21 protein-coding genes are annotated in these 21,613 nt (G+C 70.0%); 9 read left to right on the plus strand and 12 right to left on the minus strand.

Annotation, left to right across the window (positions count from 1 at the left end; genetic code table 11):
- Window positions 1–71: 71 nt before the first annotated feature.
- The gene (locus CYL12_RS04700) at window positions 72–947 is read right to left on the minus strand and encodes a LysR family transcriptional regulator (protein ID WP_101845956.1); all 876 of its coding nucleotides are present in this window, start codon (window positions 945–947) and stop codon (window positions 72–74) included.
- A gap of 78 nt (window positions 948–1,025) precedes the next feature.
- Here CYL12_RS04700 and CYL12_RS04705 point away from each other — a divergent pair, with 78 nt between their 5' ends.
- Window positions 1,026–1,934: an EamA family transporter gene (locus CYL12_RS04705; RefSeq protein ID WP_101845959.1), complete on the plus strand. Its 909-nt coding sequence runs from the start codon at window positions 1,026–1,028 to the stop codon at window positions 1,932–1,934.
- A 12-nt stretch (window positions 1,935–1,946) separates the two neighbouring features.
- Here CYL12_RS04705 and ffh read toward each other — a convergent pair whose 3' ends face one another.
- Window positions 1,947–3,509 carry a signal recognition particle protein gene (gene ffh / locus CYL12_RS04710; protein WP_101845961.1) on the minus strand — a complete coding sequence of 521 codons (1,563 nt, stop codon included), beginning with the start codon at window positions 3,507–3,509 and terminating at the stop codon, window positions 1,947–1,949.
- Between the two features lie 148 nt (window positions 3,510–3,657).
- On the minus strand, window positions 3,658–4,245 hold the full coding sequence (locus tag CYL12_RS04715; protein WP_101845963.1) for a TetR/AcrR family transcriptional regulator: 588 nt from the start codon (window positions 4,243–4,245) through the stop codon (window positions 3,658–3,660).
- An 87-nt stretch (window positions 4,246–4,332) separates the two neighbouring features.
- On the opposite strand from CYL12_RS04715, the gene lipB reads away from it, so the two are divergent.
- Both lipB and lipA read left to right on the plus strand, forming a co-directional pair.
- Complete coding sequence (gene lipB / locus CYL12_RS04720) at window positions 4,333–4,983, plus strand: lipoyl(octanoyl) transferase LipB (RefSeq protein ID WP_101845965.1); 651 nt, start codon at window positions 4,333–4,335, stop codon at window positions 4,981–4,983.
- Window positions 4,980–5,969 (plus strand): lipoyl synthase, encoded by a 990-nt coding sequence (gene lipA, locus CYL12_RS04725; RefSeq protein ID WP_101845967.1) that lies wholly within the window; start codon window positions 4,980–4,982, stop codon window positions 5,967–5,969. The genes lipB and lipA overlap by 4 nt, the downstream gene beginning before the upstream one ends.
- Window positions 5,970–5,979: 10 nt before the next feature.
- On the opposite strand, the gene CYL12_RS04730 is transcribed toward lipA, so the two are convergent.
- Together CYL12_RS04730 and ftsY are read right to left on the minus strand one after the other, a co-directional pair.
- Window positions 5,980–6,480 (minus strand): DUF2004 domain-containing protein, encoded by a 501-nt coding sequence (locus tag CYL12_RS04730; protein ID WP_101845969.1) that lies wholly within the window; start codon window positions 6,478–6,480, stop codon window positions 5,980–5,982.
- A gap of 43 nt (window positions 6,481–6,523) precedes the next feature.
- Window positions 6,524–7,396 carry a signal recognition particle-docking protein FtsY gene (ftsY, locus tag CYL12_RS04735; RefSeq protein WP_025103328.1) on the minus strand — a complete coding sequence of 291 codons (873 nt, stop codon included), beginning with the start codon at window positions 7,394–7,396 and terminating at the stop codon, window positions 6,524–6,526.
- A gap of 28 nt (window positions 7,397–7,424) precedes the next feature.
- Between ftsY and CYL12_RS04740 the strand changes: the two genes are divergently transcribed.
- The gene (locus tag CYL12_RS04740; RefSeq protein WP_101845971.1) at window positions 7,425–8,102 is read left to right on the plus strand and encodes an alpha/beta hydrolase; all 678 of its coding nucleotides are present in this window, start codon (window positions 7,425–7,427) and stop codon (window positions 8,100–8,102) included.
- Between the two features lie 126 nt (window positions 8,103–8,228).
- Here the strand turns inward: CYL12_RS04740 and smc are convergent, their stop codons facing one another.
- Window positions 8,229–11,774: a chromosome segregation protein SMC gene (smc, locus tag CYL12_RS04745; RefSeq protein ID WP_101845974.1), complete on the minus strand. Its 3,546-nt coding sequence runs from the start codon at window positions 11,772–11,774 to the stop codon at window positions 8,229–8,231.
- Between the two features lie 521 nt (window positions 11,775–12,295).
- Between smc and CYL12_RS04750 the strand changes: the two genes are divergently transcribed.
- The 4 genes from CYL12_RS04750 (at window position 12,296) to CYL12_RS04765 (ending at window position 15,880) form a co-directional block, all read left to right on the plus strand.
- Window positions 12,296–12,580, plus strand: a complete 285-nt coding sequence (locus CYL12_RS04750) for a hypothetical protein (RefSeq protein WP_101848677.1) — start codon at window positions 12,296–12,298, stop codon at window positions 12,578–12,580.
- A 109-nt stretch (window positions 12,581–12,689) separates the two neighbouring features.
- Window positions 12,690–13,769, plus strand: a complete 1,080-nt coding sequence (locus tag CYL12_RS04755; RefSeq protein WP_101845976.1) for a GNAT family N-acetyltransferase — start codon at window positions 12,690–12,692, stop codon at window positions 13,767–13,769.
- A gap of 99 nt (window positions 13,770–13,868) precedes the next feature.
- Complete coding sequence (locus CYL12_RS04760) at window positions 13,869–14,564, plus strand: ABC transporter ATP-binding protein (RefSeq protein ID WP_101845978.1); 696 nt, start codon at window positions 13,869–13,871, stop codon at window positions 14,562–14,564.
- Window positions 14,561–15,880: an FtsX-like permease family protein gene (locus CYL12_RS04765; RefSeq protein WP_101845980.1), complete on the plus strand. Its 1,320-nt coding sequence runs from the start codon at window positions 14,561–14,563 to the stop codon at window positions 15,878–15,880. The genes CYL12_RS04760 and CYL12_RS04765 overlap by 4 nt, the downstream gene beginning before the upstream one ends.
- A gap of 44 nt (window positions 15,881–15,924) precedes the next feature.
- On the opposite strand, the gene CYL12_RS04770 is transcribed toward CYL12_RS04765, so the two are convergent.
- Window positions 15,925–16,968 (minus strand): zinc-binding dehydrogenase, encoded by a 1,044-nt coding sequence (locus CYL12_RS04770; RefSeq protein WP_101845982.1) that lies wholly within the window; start codon window positions 16,966–16,968, stop codon window positions 15,925–15,927.
- A 29-nt stretch (window positions 16,969–16,997) separates the two neighbouring features.
- Window positions 16,998–18,236: an MFS transporter gene (locus CYL12_RS04775; RefSeq protein WP_101845983.1), complete on the minus strand. Its 1,239-nt coding sequence runs from the start codon at window positions 18,234–18,236 to the stop codon at window positions 16,998–17,000.
- Window positions 18,237–18,366: 130 nt separating this feature from the next.
- Between CYL12_RS04775 and CYL12_RS04780 the strand changes: the two genes are divergently transcribed.
- Window positions 18,367–19,260, plus strand: a complete 894-nt coding sequence (locus tag CYL12_RS04780) for a helix-turn-helix domain-containing protein (RefSeq protein ID WP_101845985.1) — start codon at window positions 18,367–18,369, stop codon at window positions 19,258–19,260.
- Between the two features lie 5 nt (window positions 19,261–19,265).
- Here the strand turns inward: CYL12_RS04780 and mutM are convergent, their stop codons facing one another.
- From mutM to CYL12_RS04800, 4 genes are read right to left on the minus strand one after another with little or no spacing between them, the layout of a single operon-like run.
- Complete coding sequence (mutM, locus tag CYL12_RS04785; RefSeq protein WP_101845987.1) at window positions 19,266–20,129, minus strand: bifunctional DNA-formamidopyrimidine glycosylase/DNA-(apurinic or apyrimidinic site) lyase; 864 nt, start codon at window positions 20,127–20,129, stop codon at window positions 19,266–19,268.
- Entirely contained in the window at window positions 20,122–20,814 is a 693-nt protein-coding gene (gene rnc / locus CYL12_RS04790) for a ribonuclease III (RefSeq protein WP_060923098.1), read from the minus strand. The genes mutM and rnc overlap by 8 nt, the downstream gene beginning before the upstream one ends.
- A gap of 10 nt (window positions 20,815–20,824) precedes the next feature.
- A complete protein-coding gene (gene rpmF, locus CYL12_RS04795) occupies window positions 20,825–21,034 on the minus strand; it encodes a 50S ribosomal protein L32 (protein ID WP_013586329.1) in 210 nt (69 codons plus the stop codon).
- Window positions 21,035–21,036: 2 nt separating this feature from the next.
- Window positions 21,037–21,531: a YceD family protein gene (locus tag CYL12_RS04800; protein ID WP_025103319.1), complete on the minus strand. Its 495-nt coding sequence runs from the start codon at window positions 21,529–21,531 to the stop codon at window positions 21,037–21,039.
- Window positions 21,532–21,613 lie beyond the last annotated feature (82 nt).

Below are 21,613 nucleotides of genomic sequence, written 5' to 3' on the forward strand. Positions count from 1 at the left end.
ATGCGGTGGGCCGCCCGTTCCAGGGTTTCCGTCGTGCAACCGTTCACGGGTCGTGCACACGGAACGTCGTCTTAGGAGGCCGCTGCCACGATGTCGAGGAAGGCGCGTGCGGCGCTGCGCGGCGCGGCGGCGTCCCAGGCCAGGTGTTCGACGCGGACCGGGCCGTCGCGGAGCAGCACCGTGTCCACGCGATCGCGAAAGCCCCTCACCACCCCTGGCGCGAGCAGCGTGACGGCCAGGCCAGCAGCGACCAGCCCGATCAGGCTGGCGGCGGTGTCGGATTCGAATGCCACGTCGCGACGCAGACCTGCGGCCGCGAAAGCCGCATCGCTCTGCGCGCGCCCCGAGGTGCCGGCGGGAAAGTCGGCGAAAGCGGAGTCCGCGAGGTCGCTCAGGCTCGCCGATCGGGCCCCGGCGAGGTCATGCCCGCGGGGAAGCACGGCCACCAGCGGTTCCCGGGACAGCGGCCGCGACGCCACCCCGTCGGGCTCCATACCCTCCCGGAGTCCGAGGAGAGCGACATCGAGCTCTCCGCGGCGGATAGCCGCCACGAGCGAGTCACTGTTCCCCTCGCGGAGCTCCACCCGGGCAGCCGGATGCGCGGCCCGGTAGGTCACGAGCAGCGCCGGGACGTCGACGGCGGTCACCGTCGGGATGATGCCGAGCCGCAGCGTTCCCACCACCTCCCCGCTCACCGCCGCCACGTCCTCCCTCGCCTGATCCGCGGCGCGCACCGCCAGACGGGCGGAGCGGAGGAGCGCCTCCCCGGACTCGGTCGCGCGGACGCTGCGGCTGGTCCGAGCGAACAGCCGCACACCCAGCTCACGTTCGAGGGCGGCGATCTGGTGGCTGAGCGCCGACTGCGTGACATGACAACGCTCCGCCGCGCGGGTGAACGACCCGGTATCCGCCAGGGAGACGACATACCGCAGCTGCTGGAGTTCCATGCTTCCATGATCACGCTTCATGCGTCCGATGACAACAATGCGTTGGACTCATCAGGACGGGATGCGCACGCTGGAGGCATGAACCGCATCACCCTCACCCTTGTCACGGCCCTCGCCCCCGCCGCCTGGGGTACGACCTACCTCGTCACCACCGAGCTGCTCCCCGCCGGACACCCCCTTCTCGCTGGACTGCTCCGGTCGCTGCCCGCGGGTCTTCTCGCGGTGGCGCTCACCCGTCGTCTCCCGCGCGGCGCGTGGTGGGGGAAGGTCCTCGTCCTCGGAGGCCTCAACATCGGAGCCTTCTTCCCTCTCCTGTTCCTCGCCGCGGAGCGCCTGCCCGGAGGCGTCGCTGCGGCCGTCGCCGGCGCGCAGCCCCTGATCGTGCTGGGACTCGGGGCGCTGGTCCTCCGGGAGCGCATCCGACCGCTCGCCGCGACCGCCGCCGTCGCGGGCGCGGGCGGCGTCGCGCTCGTCGTCCTCGGCCCCGCCGCTGCGCTGGATCTCTGGGGGATCCTCGCCGCACTCGGGGGCGTGACGGCGACCGGCCTCGGGATGATCCTCACCAAGCGCTGGGGACGCCCGGCCGGGGTCGGTCCGGTGGCGTTCGCCGGCTGGCAGCTCAGTGCCGGCGGCCTGCTCCTGCTTCCGCTGACCTTCGCTGTCGAGGGACCGATCCCACCCGTGGACGGCAGCGCCGTCCTCGGCTATCTCTGGCTCGCGACCGCCGGAGGGATCATCGCGTACACGCTCTGGTTCCGCGGCATCCAGAATCTGCCGGTGATCGTGCCAGGACTCCTGGCGCTGCTCTCCCCTGTCGTCGCGACCGTGCTCGGGGTGCTCGTCGCGGGTGAGAGCTTCACCGGCCTTCAGCTGGTGGGCATCATCATCACTCTCGCAGCCCTCACCGGCGGGCAGCTTGCCGCACGTCCGCGACGTACGTCAGCGACGACCGCCGAGCCGTCTGCTGCGCCGGTGCCGGCGCGCTGACCGTGCGGGGGCTCAGCCCTTCCCGAACAGCTTCTGGATCTCCGCGAGGTCCGCCTCGGACGGCGCCTCGGCTCCCCCGCCAAGGCCGAAACCGGACCCGGTCGGCGCCGAGGAGGCCGCGAGACCGGCATTCTCCGCTGCGCGCTTCGCGGGGTTACCGGAGCGGGACCGGTTGCCACCGCCGCCCTTGCCCTTCTTGCCGCGCTTCGACGAGGCGCCAGGCTTGCCCATGCCGGGGACCGGGCCCATGCCGGGGATGTTCGGCGTGCCACCGCGGGCGACCGTCTTCATCATCTTCGCGGCCTGCTCGAAGCGCTGCACGAGCTGGTTCACGTCGGTGACGGTCATGCCGGAGCCGCGCGCGATGCGCAGTCGGCGCGAACCGTTGAGGATCTTCGGGTTGCGTCGCTCGATCGGCGTCATGGAACGGATGATGGCCTCGGTGCGGTCGATCTCACGCTCATCGAAGTCTTCGAGCTGCTGCTTCATCTGGCCCATGCCCGGGAGCATCCCGAGCATCTTCTTCATCGAGCCCATCTTCTTCATCTGCTGAAGCTGCTCGAGGAAGTCCTCCAGGGTGAAGGCCTCGTTCGCGAGCTTCTCCGCGACCTTGCGCGCCTCGTCCTCATCGAACGCCTGCTGGGCCTGCTCGATGAGGGTGAGGATGTCACCGAGGTCGAGGATGCGGCTCGCCATGCGATCGGGATGGAACGGCTCGAGGTCTTCCAGCCGCTCGCCCGTCGAGGCGAAGATGATCGGACGACCGGTGACCGACGCGACCGACAGCGCCGCTCCGCCTCGCGCGTCACCGTCGAGCTTCGAGAGCACGACGCCGGTGAAGTCCACGCCCTCCTGGAAGGCCTTGGCGGTGTTGACCGCGTCCTGACCGATCATCGCGTCGATGACGAAGAGCACCTCGTCCGGGTCGACGGCCTTGCGGATGTCGGCGGCCTGCTTCATGAGCTCCGCGTCGACGCCGAGGCGACCGGCCGTGTCGATGATGACCACGTCGTGCTGCTGCCGTCGGGCGTGCTCGACACCGTCGCGCGACACCTTGACGGGATCGCCGACGCCGTTGCCCGGCTCGGGCGCGTACACGGTGGCTCCGGCCTGTTCCGCGACCACCTGGAGCTGGTTCACGGCATTCGGGCGCTGGAGGTCGGCGGCGACGAGGAGCGGGGTGTGACCCTCCCCTTCGAGCTGCTTGGCCAGCTTGCCGGCGAACGTCGTCTTTCCCGATCCCTGAAGGCCCGCGAGCATGATCACAGTCGGCGCGGTCTTGGCGAACTGCAGCCGCCGCTGCTCACCGCCGAGGATCTGCACGAGCTCCTCGTTGACGATCTGCACCACCTGCTGCGCGGGGTTCAGCGCCTTGTTGACCTCGTCGCCGAGAGCGCGCTCGCGCACCTTGGCGGTGAAGTCCTTGACGACCGCGAGCGCGACGTCGGCGTCGAGCAGAGCGCGACGGATCTCGCGCACCGTGCCGTCGACGTCGGCGGCGGTGAGCTTTCCCTTCGTGCGCAGGTTGCGGAAGGTGTCGGTGAGCCGATCGGAGAGCGTGCCAAAGGTAGCCATGGTGCCTACGATTCTACGCGAGCGGAGCCTCCACGCTCAGCGCGGCACGGAGGCGACTCGCCGAAACCCCGCCTCGCTGTCGAGACCCCGCCCCGCAAGCGTGAGCACGCCGGGGCCTCGGCGCGAAACCGGGGTCTCGCGAGGGCGGTCAGTCCCGCCAGGGCAGATCGTGCACGCGGGCGAGCGCTTCGCGGAGCACGGACTCCGGGGTACCGCGCCCTGCGCCCTCTTCCGCCCACACGCGCAGCGCCGACATCACAGCGGCCGCCTGCGCGGCACCGAGTACATCCGCGCGCATGACATCGATGCCCGCCGCGCACGCCGCCCGGGAGACCGCGGCCGAGAGGCGAGCCAGTCGGACCCCGGTGTCGCGCACCAGCTCATCCTCGAGCGCCATCGCCGCCGCGTTCCGCAGGGCCAGGGCCAGCGGATCGGGGGCGAAGTCCTGCACGATCCCCTGCAGGATGAGACGCACCCGCTCCCCCGTCGCTTCGCGGCCGAGATCGTCCAGAGCGGAGATCGCGACACCGATGCGTTCGTCGATGCCGGACCACAGGACGTCGCTCTTCGACGTGAAGTAGTTGAAGAAGCTCGAACGGCTGACCCCAGCCCGCTGCGTGATGTCGGCGATCGAGGTGGCGTCGTACCCGCGCTCGAGGAACAGCTCGCAGGCCGCTTCAGCGAGGGTCTCGCGCGAGGAGGCCTTCGGGCGGCCGGCGCGACCAGTCCGGTTCATGCCTTCACGGTACCGCGCACAACACCGCACGCCCGACGAGGATGTATTGTTGGACGCAATCCATGTATTCGAGGGAAGCGACGACGCATGCTCGACATCCTCACTCCCGGCTTCATGCCGAACCCTGTCCCCTATGAAGAGGGCTGGGCCCTGCAACGCCGTGTGCACGCGGACGTCGTCTCGGGCGCACGGCCCGACACCCTCGTCCTGCTCGAGCACGCGGCCGTCTACACCGCGGGCAAGCGCACGGAGGACCACGAGCGCCCTCAGGACGGGACCCCGGTCATCGACGTCGACCGCGGCGGGAAGATCACCTGGCATGGGCCAGGGCAACTCGTCGGCTACCCGATCTTCCGGCTGCCGGAGCCCATGGACGTCGTCGCGCACGTCCGGCGTCTGGAGCGGATCCTCATCGAGGTGCTGCATTCGTTCGGCGTCGACGGTCACCAGGTCGAGGGACGAAGCGGCGTGTGGGTGCGCCGACCGCTCTCGGAGGACAAGGTGGCCGCGATCGGCGTGCGCGTGCAGCAGGGCGTCACCATGCACGGCTTCGCCATCAACTGCGACAACAGCCTCGCCCCTTTCCGTGACATCATCCCCTGCGGCATCACCGACGCCGGCGTGACCACCGTAAGCGAGGCGTCCGGCCGCGTCGTCGGACCGCTCGACATCGTCGACGCCGTGCAGGACTCTTTCCGCACCGCACACGCTTCCGACCTGACAGGAGTCCCGGCATGACCGCCGCACCCGAGGGGCGCAAGCTCCTCCGCCTCGAGATCCGCAACGCCGAGACCCCGATCGAGCGCAAGCCCGAGTGGATCAAGACCAAGGCCAAGATGGGTCCGGAGTACTCCGCCTTGCACAACCTCGTGAAGAGCGAGGACCTGCATACCGTCTGTCAGGAAGCCGGCTGCCCGAACATCTTCGAATGCTGGGAGGACCGTGAGGCGACCTTCCTCATCGGCGGCTCCCAGTGCACGCGTCGCTGCGACTTCTGCCAGATCGACACCGGCAAGCCCGCTGACTACGACACCGACGAGCCGCGCCGCGTCGCCGAGAGCGTCCAGCGGATGAACCTCCGCTACGCGACGGTGACGAGCGTCGCCCGCGACGACCTCCCCGACACCGGAGCCTGGCTGAACGCCGAGACCGTGCGGAAGATCCACGAGCTCAACCCGAACACCGGCGTGGAGCTGCTGGCCAACGAGCACAACGCCGATCCCGCGTTCCTCGGCCAGATCTTCGACGCACGCCCCGAGGTCTTCGCGCACAACGTGGAGACCGTGCCCCGCATCTTCAAGCGCATCCGACCCGCTTTCCGGTACGAGCGCTCGCTGAACGTCCTCACACAGGCTCGCGATGCCGGACTCATCACGAAGTCGAACCTCATCCTCGGCATGGGAGAGGAGCCGGAGGAAGTCGTCCAGGCGCTGCAGGACCTCCACGATGCCGGGTGCGACATCATCACCATCACCCAGTACCTCCGCCCGACGCCCCGTCACCTTCCGGTGTCGCGCTGGGTGAAGCCGGCCGAGTTCGTCGAGTTCAAGGAGGAGGCGGAGCGGATCGGCTTTCTCGGCGTCCTCGCCGGTCCGCTCGTGCGCTCCTCGTACCGCGCAGGACGGCTGTGGGCGCAGTCGATGACGTCCAAGGGACGGGAGATCCCCGCTCACCTTGCGCACATCGCGGAGAGCGCCGACCTCGGCTTCGCGCAGGCGGTCTGACGAGCGGCGGTCAGTCGGCGCTCATGACCGACTGCACGCTGCCGTCGGACCCGAGATTCACGAGCAGCACGTCGTCGGTGGCGCTGTCGTCGAGTGCGTACTCCAGGACGGCGAACGGTTCGGAACCGCCGTGCTCGTCGGCGAGGATCGTCATGCTCATCAGGCGCAGCGAGCGGATGATGTCCACCGCCGCGTCTCCGGACACGTCGATGAGGACGTCGGGGAGGTCATCGCCGAAGACCTCCTGCTGCTGCAGGATGTACTCGGTCACCTCGCTCGTGCGGTCGTCCACTTCGGAGAGCATCCCGCGGCGCGCGGTCGCGTCCACGTTCTCCAGGCCGGCGATGAGTCCGGCAGCGATGTCGAGGGCGTCGGCGGAGACGTCGTCCTGGTCCGGAGCCGTCAGGTCCACGGTCACGCTCTGGTCGCCGAGCTCGACCGTCTCCGACCAGAAGATCGAGCCGTCGGGGCCCGACGACAGCAGTCCGAAGTAGTCGTGTTCGATCGCCATAACGCTATGAAACCAGCCTGGTGCTCGGGGCGGTAGCCCTGTGTCAACCGACCAACGCCTGCACGAACACGTGCGGCGTGAAACCGGTCAGATCGTCGATGCCCTCGCCCTGCCCGAGGAGCTTGACCGGGATGCCCGTCCGCTCCTGAACGGCGAGCACGAATCCGCCCTTTGCCGAGCCGTCGAGCTTGGTGAGCACCAGTCCCGTGACCCCGGCGTGCTGCAGGAAGGTCTCCGCCTGCATCACCCCGTTCTGTCCGGTCGTCGCATCGAGGACCAGGAGCACTTCGCTGATCGGCGCCTGCTTCTCCACGACGCGCCGGATCTTGCCCAGTTCGTCCATGAGCCCGCCCTTGGTGTGCAGGCGTCCCGCCGTATCGATGATCGCGATCTCCATGCCTTCGCGCTTCGCATACTCGACGGTCTGGAAGGCGACGGAGGCCGGGTCCTGACCCTCCTGCTGCGGGCGGACGATCGCCGCTCCCCCGCGCTGCGCCCAGGTAGCGAGCTGGTCGACGGCAGCCGCGCGGAAGGTGTCGGCGGCGCCGACGACCACGCTCCGCTGGTAACCGCGGAGGAACTTGGTGAACTTCCCGATCGTCGTCGTCTTGCCGACGCCGTTCACCCCGACGACGAGGACCACGGCGGGCCGCTCGGTCAGCTTCAGCGTCGTGTCGAACTTCGCGAAGTGCTCCTCCAGCGTCTCCCGCAGCATGCGCTGGAGATCCTTCGGGTCGGTGGTGCGGTACTTCGCGACCTTGTCGCGCAGCTCCTCGACGATGCGCTCGCTGATGTCAGGGCCGAAGTCCGCCGTGATCAGCGCCGTCTCCAGGTCTTCCCACGTCGTCTCGTCGATGGTGGGCTTCACGAACATGCCGCGCAGCGCGCGACCGAGAGACCAGGACTTCTCTGCCATGCGTCCAGCCTACGGGTAGCATCCAGGGATGCACCGCGCGCCGCTCCCGCACCGGGTGTTCCTGCACGGCGCCGGGAGACGCGGTATCGCCGCTTGGCCCTCGCAGGATCCCGAGTCAGGCACCTTCCTCAGCTTCCCGCCGGACTCATCCATCAGCGCCCAGGCCGACGCGCTCGTCGCGAGCGAGCGTGACCGGAAGCCGAACCTGTTCGCCCACTCCATCGGCGCGGTGACCGCCGTCCGCGCCCTCGCCGACGGTCTGCGGGTGTCCGGCCTCGTCCTCGTCGAGCCCGCCCTGTACGACATCGCCCGTGGAGCGGCGCCGATCGAGCGTCATATCGCGGTGGTGACGGAGGCACGGGCGAGGGCGGCGGACGACGATCTCTACGGCTTCTGGTCGATCCTGCGCCCGCTCATGTTCGGCGGCCCGGCCACCCGGGAGCGCTGGGAAGACGAGCGAGCGGTCGCGCAGCGCTGGGCCACGACCAACCTTCCATGGGGACACGGCATCCGGACGCGTTCTCTGCACGGCGTCCCGATGCTCGTGGTCACCGGCGGCTGGAACGAGGAGTACGAGCTCATCGGCCGACGGCTCGTCGACGTCGGAGCCCACCACGTGGTGCTCTCCGGGTTCGCTCACCGTCCCCAGGATCACCCCGACTTCCCCGCCGCCGTCGCCGCGTTCGAACGCTCCCTCGCGATCTGACCCGATCCCGGTCCGCCTGATCACAGCCTCGGAGCCTGCACACGACACGCCGGACCCTTCCGGTGACATGCCGGGTGTGGGCGACGGTCTCCGAAGCTGTGCCCGGGCAGAGACGAGGTGCCGGAGTCAGACGGCGGCGGCAGCGCGGTCGCCGATGCGCTGACCGACCACCGCGGACACGCCGTCCTGGCGCATCGATACGCCGTAGAGCGCGTCGGCGATCTCCATCGTCCGCTTCTGGTGCGTGATGACGAGGAGCTGGGAGCTCTCGCGCAGCTGCTCGAAGACCGTGAGCAGCCGGCCGAGGTTCGCGTCGTCCAGCGCGGCCTCGACCTCGTCGAGGATGTAGAACGGGCTGGGACGGGCCTTGAAGATCGCCACCAGCAACGCCACCGCGGCCAAGGACCGCTCGCCGCCGGAGAGCAGCGACAGCCGCTCGATCTTCTTCCCGACGGGGCGGACCGAGACCTCGATCCCCGTCGTCAGCATGTTCTCCGGATCCGTCAGCGAGATGCTGCCCGTGCCGCCGGGGAACAGCAGCGGGAAGACCTGGCCGAACGCCTCCTTGGTGTCCTCGAACGCGCTGGCGAAGATCGTCTGCATGCGCTCGTCGAGGTCGGCGATGATGGTCAGCAGATCCTGCCGGGTCTGTGTCAGGTCCGCGAGCTGCGTCGTGAGGAACGCGTGACGCTGTTCCAGGGCGGCGAACTCCTCCAACGCGAGCGGGTTGACCCGCCCGAGCTGGGCGAGCTTCCGCTCCGCGTCCGCCAGGCGCCGCTGCTGGATGCGGCGGTCGAACGGGATCGCGGTGTCGTCGAGCAGTTCGCCGTCGGCCGGCTCCACCCCGGGATCGCGCGGCACGAGCTGGTCCGGGCCGTACTCGGCGACGAGCACGTCCTCGTCCAACGAGAGCTCCGAGGACACGCGCTCCAACAGGCTGTTCAGGTGGAGCTTCTTCTCGTGGATCTGCAGCTCCAGGCCGTGCACGCTCTCCGTGAGCCCGGCCAGTCGTTCCCGCAGTGACGCCTCCTGGGTACGGAGGGCGACGAGCTCCTCGTTCTGCGCGGACCGGGCGGCTTCCGCCTCCGCGAGCGCGACGCGGGCCTCGGTCACGGAACGATCGAGGGAGTCGAGGATGCGCGGCAGTTCCTCCACCACGCCGGATGCCGCCTCGCGCTGCGCCCGGCGGATGACGGCACGGCGGGCGGCCTCCGCGGCGGCGTCCCGCTCCTGCTCCCGTTGCCGTTCCAGCGCACTCACCCGCGACTGCGCCGCCCGGACCCGCTCGCGCAGGGTCTCGACCTCCAGACGCGCGCGCACCTCGCCCTCGCGGGCACGCTCCAGTGCCTCCAGCAGCCCATCCCGCGCCGACGCGTCGAGCACCGGACGGGGTGCGGCGACGGCGGCATCGAGCTCGGCCTTCGTGGCCTCCGCCTTCGCCTCCGCGTCGGCCACGGCCGCCTGCGCCTGCGCGAGCCCGGTCTCGAGGCGGTCGCACTCGGCGACAGCCGCCTCGTGGCGCACGGTGACCTTATTAACCTGCTCCGCGTGCGTCGCGAGGGCGGCATCGTGCTCGCGCAGGGCGCGCAGCGCGTCCTTCGCCTGACGCCGCGTCCCCTCCACCGCCTCGTCGGCGTCGATGCGCGCCTCGCGGAGGGAATCGACGACGATCTGGATCTCGGTGAGCCGCTCGGTCGCCGCATCCCGCTCCGCCGCGAGCTCGAGACGGGAGCGCTCTCCCCCGGACCCCGTGCGCAGCGTCTGTGCCGTGATGACGTCGCCGCCGGTCGTCACGATCGTGGTCGCGGTGTCACCTGCCGCGTCCAGAGCGCGCCGTGCCGCGCGAGCCGCGTCGAGGTCGTCGGCGATGAGCACGTGCGCCAGGATCCCGAGGATCCCGTCCGGCGCGGTCAACGTCTCCGTCGCGGCGATCACGCCGTCGACGGCCGGGGGTGTCGGCTGCTCCCTCGGGGCATCGGCGACCACGAAGTCGACCACGCCCCGGCGGCGCTCTGCGGCCTCCGCCGCGAGGATGAACGCATCCTCCGCGGAACCGACCAGCACACCCTCGGCCAGGGGACCGAGCACGGCCGCGATCGCGGCTTCGTATCCCGCCCGCACCTGCACGGCATCGCCGACGAGACCCCGGATTCCGGGACCGCCTTCCGCGACGATCTCGGCGGCACCTCCCGACAGCGACAGCGCACTGCTCAAGGCGGCCGCCTTCGCGGTGAGAGCGTCGACCTCGCGCTCCGCGGCGTGCAGGCGCTCGCGCAGGCTCTCCCGTTCCGCCTCCGCCGCCGTCGCCGCGCGCTGCGCACTGTCATAGGCCGCGGTGTACTCGACCGCCGTGCCCTCGGGGGCCTCGGCGTCATCGATCGCTTCCAGGGCTTCTTCGGCCTCACGCCGCCGCGCGTGCGCGGCCTCGAGGGCGTTCTCCTGGCGGAGCACGGCGCCGCGGACGGCGGCCAGTGCCGATGCCGCCGCATCGGCGTTCCCGCGGAGTGAGGACAGTCGCATGTCGTACTCGGAGACGAGCGCGCTCTGCTCCGCGATGTCGACGTCGAGCGTGTCGAGCTCGGCGCGCGCATTCACGACCTCGCGACTGGCGGCGGCCGCGGCGTCCTGGGCATCGCCGAGACCGGAGGAGATCGTCTCGATGTCCTCCTTCGCCTCGTCGATCGTCGCCTGCGTGACGGTCACGGCCGTCACGGCCGCGTCGTCCTCCTCGGAACCGAGGAGCGCGAGGCGCTGGTTGGCGAGCGTGTACAGGCCGCGCATCCGCTCCTGCACCTGTTCGAGCCCGAAGGCGACGCTGCGTGCCTCGTCGACGGCGATCGAGTTCTGGTTCTTCTCCAGACGAGCGATTCCGGCGCGCACGGTCTCGGCCTGGTCGGACAGCACGAGGCGCTCGGTGTGCCGCTCCTGCTCGGTCCGCGTGTGGTCGGCGAGGGCCGTGCGCAGCGCCACGACGTCGTCGGCGAACAGCCGGGCCTTGGCATCGCGCACGACGGCGGCGATGGTCTGCGCTTCACGCGCGATCTCCGCCTGGCGTCCGAGGGGCTTGAGCTGTCGGCGGATCTCCCCGGCGAGGTCGCTCAGACGCGTGAGGTTGGCCTCCATCGCGTCGAGCTTGCGCAGCGTCTTCTCCTTGCGCCGACGGTGCTTGAGGATGCCTGCTGCCTCCTCGATGAAGCCGCGTCGATCCTCCGGGGAGGCCTGGAGCACGGTGTCGAGGCGCCCCTGACCCACGATGACGTGCATCTCCCGGCCGAGGCCGGAGTCGCTCAGCAGCTCCTGCACGTCGAGCAGCCGGCAGCTCTCCCCGTTGATCGCGTACTCGCTGGAGCCGTTCCGGAACAGCGTGCGGCTGATCGTCACCTCGGCATACTCGATGGGCAGCGCGCCGTCCGCGTTGTCGATCGTGAGCTGCACCTCGGCACGCCCGAGGGGCCCCCGGGTCGACGTGCCGGCGAAGATGACGTCTTCCATCTTCCCGCCGCGCAGGGTCTTCGCTCCCTGCTCCCCCATCACCCAGGCGAGGGCGTCGACGACATTGGACTTGCCGGAGCCGTTCGGCCCGACGATGCACGTGACGCCGGGCTCGAACACGAAGGTCGTGGGCTGCGCGAACGACTTGAACCCCTTGAGCGTCAGGCTCTTCAGGTGCATGGGGTGACCGCTCGTCCGGGGAGATTCACGCCGCTACGCTACCGGAATCCCGCGGAACGGCCGGTATCCCGCGCGGTCGTCGCGGACCCGGGATCTATTGCGACACGCCGGTGCTAGCACGAAATGCTTGACGATCTCCTGAGAGTTTCGCTACGGTGGCCTCCGGATCGCCACACGAAAGGAGGTTACCGATGATGATCACTCAGCACACCGCCAAGGCCTATGGCCTCGCCGCGCCCGCGCACTCCGCGCCGCGCCACGCGGCATCGGTGACCGCCGGCGTCCGTCACGGCTCGCTCGGCTAGAACCGCAGCCAGGGAACGCAGACCCGATCCGGGTCTTCTCCCGCCTGTTCTGTCGCGTCCCACCCTCTGATCCCTCGGATCATGGATCCCCGCCGCCTCCGGCCTCCGCAATCCGCGGCCCCGCAGGCGCTGCTCTCGTCCGCACCCGCCGCGGCCGACGACTCGGTCCTGACGCGGTGCTTCCGCACCTCATCCATCCCTTTCGAAGGAACCATCGTGAACACCACGCTGTCACGCAGCACCACCCATCCGCCCGATACCGAGGACCGCGAGGTCCTCCAGATCCCCCGCGACGACGAGCTGGATCAGCTCCGTATCGCGGACCGCCTCTCGCTCCGGATCGGCCTCTGGCTGCTCCAGCGGGCGCAGCGGCCCCGACGTCCGCGCCGGTCGTGGACCGTCGACCCCGGCGACCTGTTCCTCGTCGGAGAACAGCGTCACCGCTCGGCGGCGGAATCGCACGCCCTCCTCATGTACGACATGCAGCGCGGAATGCGCTGACCGGGCGATGACGACCGCATCGACGCCGACCCGGCGTCCGTCCGTACACCTGCGGACGGACGCCGGGGCACCCGGCTCCTCCCCCTCCCTCCGACATGAAGGACCCCACATGACGACCGCCGCACTGACGATCACGCCGCTGATCGTCCCGGCCTCCCTCGCCGATGCGAACGCCGCGGACTTCCGCGCTTACGGCGACCTCAACCGGCAGATCTGCGACGAGCAGGTCGGCCTTCCCGACCTCGCGCCGGACGCCGCGCAGATGCTGCCGAACTGGCAGGACGACTCCGATTCACTCGATCTCGGATTCGTGGCGCGCGAGGGACACGAGATCATCGGCATGGTGACCGTGTCGCTCGCGCAGGAGGAGGACGCGCATGCCGCGGAGATCGATCTCCTCGTGCCGGCCGTCCACACCGGGCGCGGCATCGAGGAGGCGTTGCTCGACCGCGCCGAGGCCGAGGCCAGGGAGCGGGGCCGGAGCGTCCTGCAGATCTGGACCCTGCACCGGCCCGAGGAGGCCGACCGCATGCTCCAGCCCCGGACCGGCTCGGGACGGATCCCGGCGACACCGCTGAGCGATGTCGTCGAGGCCCACGGCTTCACCCTGGAGCAGGTCGAGCGCAACAGCGAACTCGATCTGCGCGCCGACCCGGAGCCCCTGCGCCGCGCGTTGGATGCGGCACTCGCGGCCGCGGGGCCGGACTACCGCGTGGTCGAGTGGGAGCTGCCCACCCCGCCGGAGCTCCGCGACGGGTACGCCGCGGTGCTCGCCCGACTGTCGACCGACGCCCCCAGTGGCGACATGGACTTCGTCGCCGAGGTGTACGACGCGGAGCGGGTGATCCGGCGCGATGCCCGTCTCACGGGCGCTGGTCAGACGGTCTCCGTGGTGGCGGTGGAGCATCTCCCCTCCGGCACGCTCGTCGCGTACAACGAGTTGCTGATCGGCGCGGAGAAGACGGGGACCACGCACCAGTTCGGGACTCTCGTCGCGAAGGATCATCGCGGTCACCGCCTGGGCACGATCGTGAAGTGCGCCAATCTTCTCCGGTGGCGGGAGCTCCTTCCGGGTTCGGACGTGGTCTCCACCTTCAACGCGGAGGAGAACCGGCCGATGCTCGACATCAACGAGGCGATCGGCTTCGTGCCTGTGTCGTACGCGGGGGCGTGGCAGAAGAAGATCTGAGCACGAGCAGCAGCCGTCATCCTCTCGGATGACGGCTGCCGCTCAGCTTCATCCGCCGGACCGACGACGCCGGCACGGGTCTCCGGCGAAGCTGGGAACATGAACACCCCCGTGATCGAAGCCCACGCCCTCGTGAAGACCTACGGCGTCACCCACGCCCTCGCCGGTGTCGACCTCGCCGTGCACCGCGGCGAATCCGTCGCCATCATGGGGGCGTCGGGTTCCGGCAAGACGACGCTCCTGCACGTGCTCGCCGGCATCACCGCTCCGGACAGCGGCCGCGTGGTCTTCCAGCCCTCGACGGGCGCGGCCATCGACGTGACTGCGCTGGGTGAGGCGGCGCGCTCTCGGCTGCGTCGCGAGCGGTTCGGGTTCGTCTTCCAGCAGGGGCTGCTGATCCCCGAGCTGACGGCGGTGGAGAACGTCGCCCTCGCCTCGATGATCAACGGCGTCGCCAAGAAGGACGCGCTCCCCCACGCGGCGTCGTGGCTCGCGGCGCTGGGTCTCGGCGGTATGGAGGAACGACGCATCGGCGAGCTGTCGGGAGGACAGGCGCAGCGCGTGGCCATTGCCAGAGCGCAAGCGACGGGTGCCGACCTCGTCTTCGCGGACGAGCCGACCGGCGCCCTGGACTCGCACACCTCCGCCGAGGTCATGGACGCGCTCCTGTGGTCCACGACCGGGCAGGGCCGCACCCTCATCGTCGTCACGCACGACGCCGACGTCGCCGCCCGGTGCACCCGCACGGTCGCGGTCCGGGACGGCCGCATCCTCGGTTCGGCGGTGAACGCGTGAACCTCTCCGTGCTCGGCCTGCTTCTGCGTCCGGCTCCCGGACAGCGGAGCGTCCTCGCCCTGCCGATCGTCGCCTTCGCGGTCGTCACGACCCTCGTCCTCACGGTGGTCGGCGGCGCCCAGGCCTTCTGGACCTGGACCGACGACGAGGCGGTGCTCTACCAGGGCCTCGCCGCCATCGCTCTCGTCCTGCTGGTCGTGCCGCTGACCTCGCTCGGCGGTGCCGCCGCCCGCTTGTCCGCACGACGCCGCGACGAACGTCTCTCCACCCTGCGTCTGCTCGGCGTGACGCCCGGCGGGGTGACGACGGCGACCGTCGTCGAGTCCGTCCTCGTCGCCGCCACCGGCGCCGTCATCGGCATCGGGGGCCACCTGGCCCTCAGCCCGCTCATCGGCCTGATCCCGTTCCGCGGCGAGCCGCTCGGCCTGCCTGCGGTCGTTCTCCCCCCGGTGATGATCGCCGCCGTCGTGGCCGGCGTGCTCGTGCTCGCCGCCGGAAGCGCCGTTGTGGGGCTGCGTCGCGTCGTGATCTCACCCCTCGGGGTCCGCACGCGCACGGCGCCGACGAACGTGCACTGGATCCGCGCCGTCATCGCGGTCGCGGGCATCGCCATCGCGTTCGCGCTCATCAAGGTCTTCCCGATGATCGGCGGGGTCGTGGCGACGATCGCGGTACTCGCTGCGATGTTCGCCCTCGCGCTGAGCGTTCTCAATCTGCTCGGCCCGTGGGTGCTGAAGGTCTCGGCGGGGCGCCAGCTCCGGCGGGCGGAGCGTCCCGAGCGGCTGCTCGCCGCACGACTCGTGCTGGACTCCCCGAAGGCGGCCTGGCGTCAGGTCGGCGGCATCGCGATGGCGAGCTTCATGGCCGTCTTCGCGGGCACCGGCGTCGCGCTCCTCGACACGATCGGGGCGAGCGACGATCCCTCCAGCATCGCGCTCGCGGAGGACATCCGCACCGGGCTCATCATCACCCTCATCGGCTCGTTCCTCATGGTGGCCGCCTCCGTCGGCGTGAACCAGGCCTCGGACGTGCTCGACAAGAGCGACCTGCACGAGAGCCTGCACCACCTGGGCATGCCCGTCGAGACCGTGGACCGCGCGCGTCGTCGTGCGATCATGTCGCCGCTGCTGATCACCGCGGTGGGATCCGCGTTGTGCGCTGCGGTGCTCGTGTTCCCGCTGGTGGGCATCGCGCTGATCGTCGCGCCCTTGTCGCTGATGACGATCGCGACGGTCGTCGCCGTCGGCATCGGAGTCGTGTGGGCGAGCACCTGGGCGACCCGTCCGCTGCTGGATCGCGCATTCGCTCCGGCGTGAGACGGCGGCGGGCCGGGCGCATCAGGCCCGCCACGCGCACGGGGTCACGGGCGGATGAGAACCTTCAGGCTCCGACGCTCATCCATGTCGCGATACCCGTCCGGCACGCCGTCCAGGTCGGTGACCGCATCGAACACCCGACCGGGCTCGATCGTCCCGTCGAGAATGTCGGGCAGCAACTCCTCGATGTAGGCGCGGACTGGTGCCGGACCTCCCGCGAGTCGGATGTTATGGCGGAACAGGCTCCCGAATCCGATCGGGGCCTCCTCGTACTGGGGCACCCCGACGCGGCTGACCACCCCGCCGGGGCGGACGACGCCGAGCGCCTGGTGATAGGCGGGCATATGGCCGACCGCCTCGAGCACCGCGTGGGTGCCGAGTCCTCCGGTGAGGTCGCGGACGCGAGCGATGCCCTCCTCCCCTCTCTCCGCGACCACGGCCGTAGCGCCGAAGTCGCGACCGAGGTCCGTCCTGTCCTGATGACGACCCATGAGGATGATCTGCTCGGCGCCCAGGCGCTTCGCCGACAGCACCGCCATCAGGCCGACAGCGCCGTCACCGATCACGGTGACGCTCTGTCCCGGCCGGACATCGGCCATCCGCGCAGCGTGGTAACCCGTGCCGAACACGTCTGCCAGCGTCAGCAGGGAGGGCATCAGCGCCGAGTCCTCGGGTACGGAGAGCTTGACGAGCGTTCCATCGGCCAGCGGCACGCGCACGGCTTCGGCCTGTCCGCCCTCGTCCGGGATCCCGTCCCAGAATGCTGCCTCGTGGTGGAGGCACGACGTCTGCAGGTTCTCCCGGCAGAGGGCGCAGACGTTGTCCGAGATGGCGAACGGCGAGACGACGAGGTCGCCCTTCCGAAGTGTGGCGACGTCTGCACCGACCTCCTCGACGACGCCGATGAGCTCGTGACCCATGCGGGCCGGGCCGTCGACCGCGGACATCGAGTGATACGGGTGGAGGTCGGAACCGCAGATGCACGAGGCGGTGATCCGGACGAGAGCGTCCGTCGGATGCCGGAGGGTGGAGTCGGGAACGGTCTCGACGCGGACGTCGCCTGCCTGGTACATGAGAGTGGCACGCATGATGGTTCTCCTTGATTCGGTGAGGGGTTTCAGGGGGTCGGGCGCGGGGCGGCTGTTCGGGCGCGGGACGTCAGGGCGAGGCCGATTGTAGGGATCAGGGTGAGGACGACGATGCTGGTTCCGACCACGGTCGACGCGGTGAGTCCGAGTCCGCCCCCGATCGCAGCTCCCGCGAGTGCCGTGCCCAGCGCTGTTCCCGCATTGAACGCCGCGACTGTGAGTCCGGAGCCGAGCGTCGCTGCACGGCCCGCGTACCCGACGGCCAAGTGGATGAGCACGGTATTCGAACTGAGCCCGAAGAGTCCGAGCAGCACGACGAGTATCACGGTGATTACCGGTGCACCAGCGGTGAGCGTCATCGCGAGCAGCACCAGCGTGGTCACGGTCGGCACCGCAATGGTGACCGCATGCGGACGCCGGTCGCCCAACCGCCCGGCGACCAGGGTGCCGAGGAACGACCCCACTCCGAAACCCGTCAGCACGAGGGGCGCGAACATGCCGGGGATCCCGGCGACGTCGGTGAGGAGCGGGACCAGGAACGAGTACACGGCGAGCACACCACCACAGGTCGTCAAGCAGGCGAGCAGCACCGCCCAGAGTCGGCCGGAGCGCAGTGCGGAGAGAGCATCGCGCACGTTCAGCCGGCCGGCCTGGGCATGCGGCGCGGGCACGAACCGTGCCACCAGCAGGGCAGCGACCGCTGACGCCGCGGCGAGAGCCCAGAAGGTTCCACGCCAGCCGACCTGATGCGCGAGGAACGCGCCGAGCGGAACGCCGAGGACGGTGGCGAGCGAACCGCCGGCACCGACCACCCCGATGGCGCGCGATCGCAGCGAGCTCCCCGCGGCATCACCAGCCACGACCGCGGACACGGCCCAGAATGCCCCCGTCGCCAGTGCAGTGAGGAACCGCGCGACCATCAGGATGTCCATCTCCGAACTCACCGCGACGATGATGTGACCCACGAAGAACACCGACAGTGCCGCGAGGAGCGTGCGCTTCCGCGACAGTCGCAGGGTGAGCAGCGTCATCGTGGGCGCGCCCACGACCATGCCGATCGCGAAGACCGTGATGAGCGACGACGCCACCGGAAGGGACACACCGAGGTCGGAAGCCACGTCCGGGAGGATCCCGGCGACGATGAACTCCGTCGTGAGCATCAGGAAGGTGCCGAGAGCGAGGACGTACACCACGAGCGGCAGCCTCCCGGATCCGGTGTCGCTCTCGAGAGACGGGCCGATCTCGGTCGGGCGGGCTCGTGTCGGCATCGGGTTCTCCTGGGTCGTCGGGTGCGGTACTTCTCCATTCCACCGCCGTTCCACGGACACACGAAGGTCGCATCTATCCGGGTACAAACTCCACCCCCTTCCGGTCCTATCCCGCTCGTAGGGTGGACCCATGGACAACCGCGCCGACATCCGGGATTTCCTCGCCAGCCGGCGGGCGAGGCTCACCCCGGCGCAGGTCGGCCTGCCCACCAGCGCTCGACGCCGCGTCCCGGGTCTCCGCCGCGAAGAGGTCGCCGTGCTCGCCGGAGTGAGCACGGAGTGGTACACCCGTCTGGAGAAGGGGCACATCGCCGGCGTCTCCTCCGATGTCCTTGACGCAGTCGCCGAGGCCCTCCGCCTGGACGACGACGAGCGCACCTACCTCCTCGACCTCGCTCAGGCCGCCAAGCCGGCGCACCGGCGGCCCGCGCGACGCCGGGAGGCCCCTCTTCCCCCGCACGTCCTGTGGATGCTGGACTCCGTCACCCTGTCCGCGGCGTTCGTGCGCAACGGCCGGCTCGACGTCATCGGCTCGAACGCGTTGGGGCGCGCGTTGCATGCGCCGATGTTCGATAGCGCGACGGCGGTCGACGGTGTGGCGAACTTCGCCCGCTTCCACTTCCTCGACGAGGCCTCGAGGGACTTCTTCGTGGACTGGGAATCCGGAGCCGCCGCGACCGTCGCCCTGCTGCGCGCGGAGGCCGGCCGCGATCCGCAGGACAAGGCACTCCGGGAGCTCATCGGCGAGCTGTCGACGGCCAGTCCGGAGTTCAGCGACTTCTGGGCCGCCCACGACATCCGCATCCGCCACGAGGGCACGAAGCGCCTGCAGCATCCGCAGGTCGGTCTCGTGGAGCTGACGTATCAGTCCGTCCTTCTCCCCGCCGGCACGCGGACGCGCAACGACCTCTCCTTCTACACGGCTGAGCCGGGCAGCGCCGATGAGGAGAGGATGCGGCTGCTCAGCAGCTGGGCAGCGTCCGCGCGCGAGGAAGCTCCGCAGGAGCGCTCCGACCGTTCCTGACCGGGTCAGCGCCTCCGCTGGCAGCGCGGGCAGAAGTGCGAGGAGCGGTTCATGAATGCGGCACGGGTGATCGGCGTGCCGCAGCGCGGGCAGGGCTTCCCCCCGCGACCGTAGGCGTTGAGGGAGTGGGCGAAGTACCCAGCCTGCCCGTTGACGTTGACGTACTGGGCGTCGAAGCTCGTGCCGCCCTCGGCGAGAGCCTTCTGCAGGACCGATCGCACCTCGGCGAGCAGGCGGTTCACCGCCCGGGTCGGCAGAGCGTCGGCCGGCGTCTCCGGATGGATGCGGGCCGCCCACAGCGACTCGTCGGCGTAGATGTTGCCGATCCCGCTCACCAGGCCCTGGTCCAGCAGCACGCGCTTGATCGCGCTGTGCCGCCGGGCGAGAGCGGCGCGGAAGACCCGGTCGTCGAAGAACGGGTCGAGCGGGTCGCGGGCGATGTGCGCGACCTGTGTCGGGATGCGGGAGGGGCCGTCGGCGATGAGAGCGTCGACGGCAAGGGAGCCGAACGTCCGCTGATCCGCGAACACGATCGCGAGCTCGCCATGGCGGGGATGCTCGATGCCGAGACGGACACGCTCGTGGCGCTCGGTCGGCGCGTCCGGCGCGCGGAGCAGCATCTGGCCGCTCATCCCCAGATGCGCGATCAGAGCGGAGGCCCCGTCATCCACAGGGAGCCAGAGGAACTTGCCCCGCCGCGCGGCCGCGGTGAAGCGGCGACCCTCCAGACGCTGGACGAAATCCGCGGCTCCGGCGGTGTGCCGGGTGAGCGCGCGTTCGTCGAACACGCTGACGCCGGTGATCACCGCGTCCACGGCAGCCGGTGCGAGGCCGGAGCGGACGACCTCGACCTCGGGGAGCTCAGGCACGCTCGCTGAGCGTGCGCCAGGCGCTGAGTGCCGCCGCCATCTCTGCCGTCTTCTTGCTGCTGCCGGCGCCCGTCATGCGGACATCGCCGACCGCCACGGTCGCCGTGAAGCGCCGGTCGTGGTCGGGGCCACTGGCCTCGACCGAGTACTGCGGGGGCGTGGCGCCGAGGCGGGCCGCAAGCTCCTGCAGGCTCGTCTTCGGGTCCATCGCCGCGCCGTACCGCTCGGGGTCGGCGAGCAGCGGCTCTGTCAGACGCAGGACGAGCGCCGTGGCGGCCTCCGGTCCCGCGGACAGATACGTGGCGCCGATGACGGCCTCCATCGTGTCCGCGAGGATCGAATCCTTGTCGCGACCGCCGGTCTGCTCTTCACCGCGACCGAGCAGCAGATGGCTGCCCAGGTCGATGCCGCGAGCGACCTCCGCGAGCGCGACCGTCGACACGACGCTCGCACGGCGCTTCGCCAGCTCTCCCTCGTCGAGCTCCGGGTGCCGGGTGAACAGCATGACCGTCACGGCCTGCCCCAACACCGAATCGCCGAGGAACTCGAGACGCTCGTTGTGCGGGATGCCGCCGTGCTCGTACGCATAGGAGCGGTGGGTGAGCGCCAACTCCAGAAGCTCCGCGTCGATATCGACGCGGAGCTTGTCTGGGAGAGGCCTCGTCCCCCCGGGGACCTCCGTCACGGTTCGCGACTCAGACGTCGGCGACCTTGCGGCCCTTGTACTCCAGGAAGAGCTCGGTGCCCTGCGAGTCGGTGACGACCTTCGCCTGGTGCGGACGGCTGTAGACGACCTTGCCGTTCTCGATGGTCTTGACGAGCGCGGGGGCCTCGGCCTTCCACTGCGCGCGGCGCGAGCGGGTGTTCGAACGGGAGACCTTGCGCTTCGGGGGGTTACCAGCCATGACTAGCTCTCTTCTTTCTCGGCGGCACCGCGTTCTGCCGTGCCGTCCTGGTCTGTGATCTGCTGGAGCGCGCTCCACCGAGGATCGATGGGAGCGGCCTGCTCCGTTCCGGTGCTCTCGGTCAGCCTCTCGCCTGTGACCGGGTCGAGCCCGAGGCAATCCGGCTGACACACCGGCTGAAAAGGAAGGGCCAAAACGGCCGCATCCCTGACGAGAGTTTCAAGATCCACGTGGTCGTCTTGAACCTCGAAGTCAGTTTCTTCCTCACCAGGATACGCGAAAAGCTCCTGGAACTCGACTTCGACGGGCCGAGCGATGTCGGTGAGGCATCGGCCGCACACGCCGACGTACTCGCCCTCCGCCTCTCCGGTGACGAGGATGCCCTCATGGACGGACTCCAGGCGCACGTCGAGATCGAGCTCCGAACCCGCCTCGAAGGAGACGATCCCCTCCCCCCACTGCTCCGTCAGGGGCACCGAGAAGGAGTGCTCGCGCATCTCCCCCGGGCGCCGGACGATGTCACGGACGGGGAGGACGAAGGGGCTGTTGAGTCGGGAACGCACCCCGCCATGCTACCCG

Source organism: Zhihengliuella sp. ISTPL4, from assembly GCF_002848265.1.
GTDB lineage: Bacteria > Actinomycetota > Actinomycetes > Actinomycetales > Microbacteriaceae > Microbacterium.

Excerpts from the sequence above, each read along its gene's own strand:
- CYL12_RS04700 (WP_101845956.1), bottom strand. The coding sequence starts at position 947 with ATGGAACTCCAGCAGCTGCGGTATGTCGTCTCCCTGGCGGATACCGGG.
- CYL12_RS04705 (WP_101845959.1), top strand. The coding sequence starts at position 1,026 with ATGAACCGCATCACCCTCACCCTTGTCACGGCCCTCGCCCCCGCCGCC.
- ffh (WP_101845961.1), bottom strand. The coding sequence starts at position 3,509 with ATGGCTACCTTTGGCACGCTCTCCGATCGGCTCACCGACACCTTCCGC.
- CYL12_RS04715 (WP_101845963.1), bottom strand. The coding sequence starts at position 4,245 with ATGAACCGGACTGGTCGCGCCGGCCGCCCGAAGGCCTCCTCGCGCGAG.
- lipB (WP_101845965.1), top strand. The coding sequence starts at position 4,333 with ATGCTCGACATCCTCACTCCCGGCTTCATGCCGAACCCTGTCCCCTAT.
- lipA (WP_101845967.1), top strand. The coding sequence starts at position 4,980 with ATGACCGCCGCACCCGAGGGGCGCAAGCTCCTCCGCCTCGAGATCCGC.
- CYL12_RS04730 (WP_101845969.1), bottom strand. The coding sequence starts at position 6,480 with ATGGCGATCGAACACGACTACTTCGGACTGCTGTCGTCGGGCCCCGAC.
- ftsY (WP_025103328.1), bottom strand. The coding sequence starts at position 7,396 with ATGGCAGAGAAGTCCTGGTCTCTCGGTCGCGCGCTGCGCGGCATGTTC.
- CYL12_RS04740 (WP_101845971.1), top strand. The coding sequence starts at position 7,425 with ATGCACCGCGCGCCGCTCCCGCACCGGGTGTTCCTGCACGGCGCCGGG.
- smc (WP_101845974.1), bottom strand. The coding sequence starts at position 11,774 with ATGCACCTGAAGAGCCTGACGCTCAAGGGGTTCAAGTCGTTCGCGCAG.
- CYL12_RS04755 (WP_101845976.1), top strand. The coding sequence starts at position 12,690 with ATGACGACCGCCGCACTGACGATCACGCCGCTGATCGTCCCGGCCTCC.
- CYL12_RS04760 (WP_101845978.1), top strand. The coding sequence starts at position 13,869 with ATGAACACCCCCGTGATCGAAGCCCACGCCCTCGTGAAGACCTACGGC.
- CYL12_RS04770 (WP_101845982.1), bottom strand. The coding sequence starts at position 16,968 with ATGCGTGCCACTCTCATGTACCAGGCAGGCGACGTCCGCGTCGAGACC.
- CYL12_RS04775 (WP_101845983.1), bottom strand. The coding sequence starts at position 18,236 with ATGCCGACACGAGCCCGCCCGACCGAGATCGGCCCGTCTCTCGAGAGC.
- CYL12_RS04780 (WP_101845985.1), top strand. The coding sequence starts at position 18,367 with ATGGACAACCGCGCCGACATCCGGGATTTCCTCGCCAGCCGGCGGGCG.
- rpmF (WP_013586329.1), bottom strand. The coding sequence starts at position 21,034 with ATGGCTGGTAACCCCCCGAAGCGCAAGGTCTCCCGTTCGAACACCCGC.
- CYL12_RS04800 (WP_025103319.1), bottom strand. The coding sequence starts at position 21,531 with ATGCGCGAGCACTCCTTCTCGGTGCCCCTGACGGAGCAGTGGGGGGAG.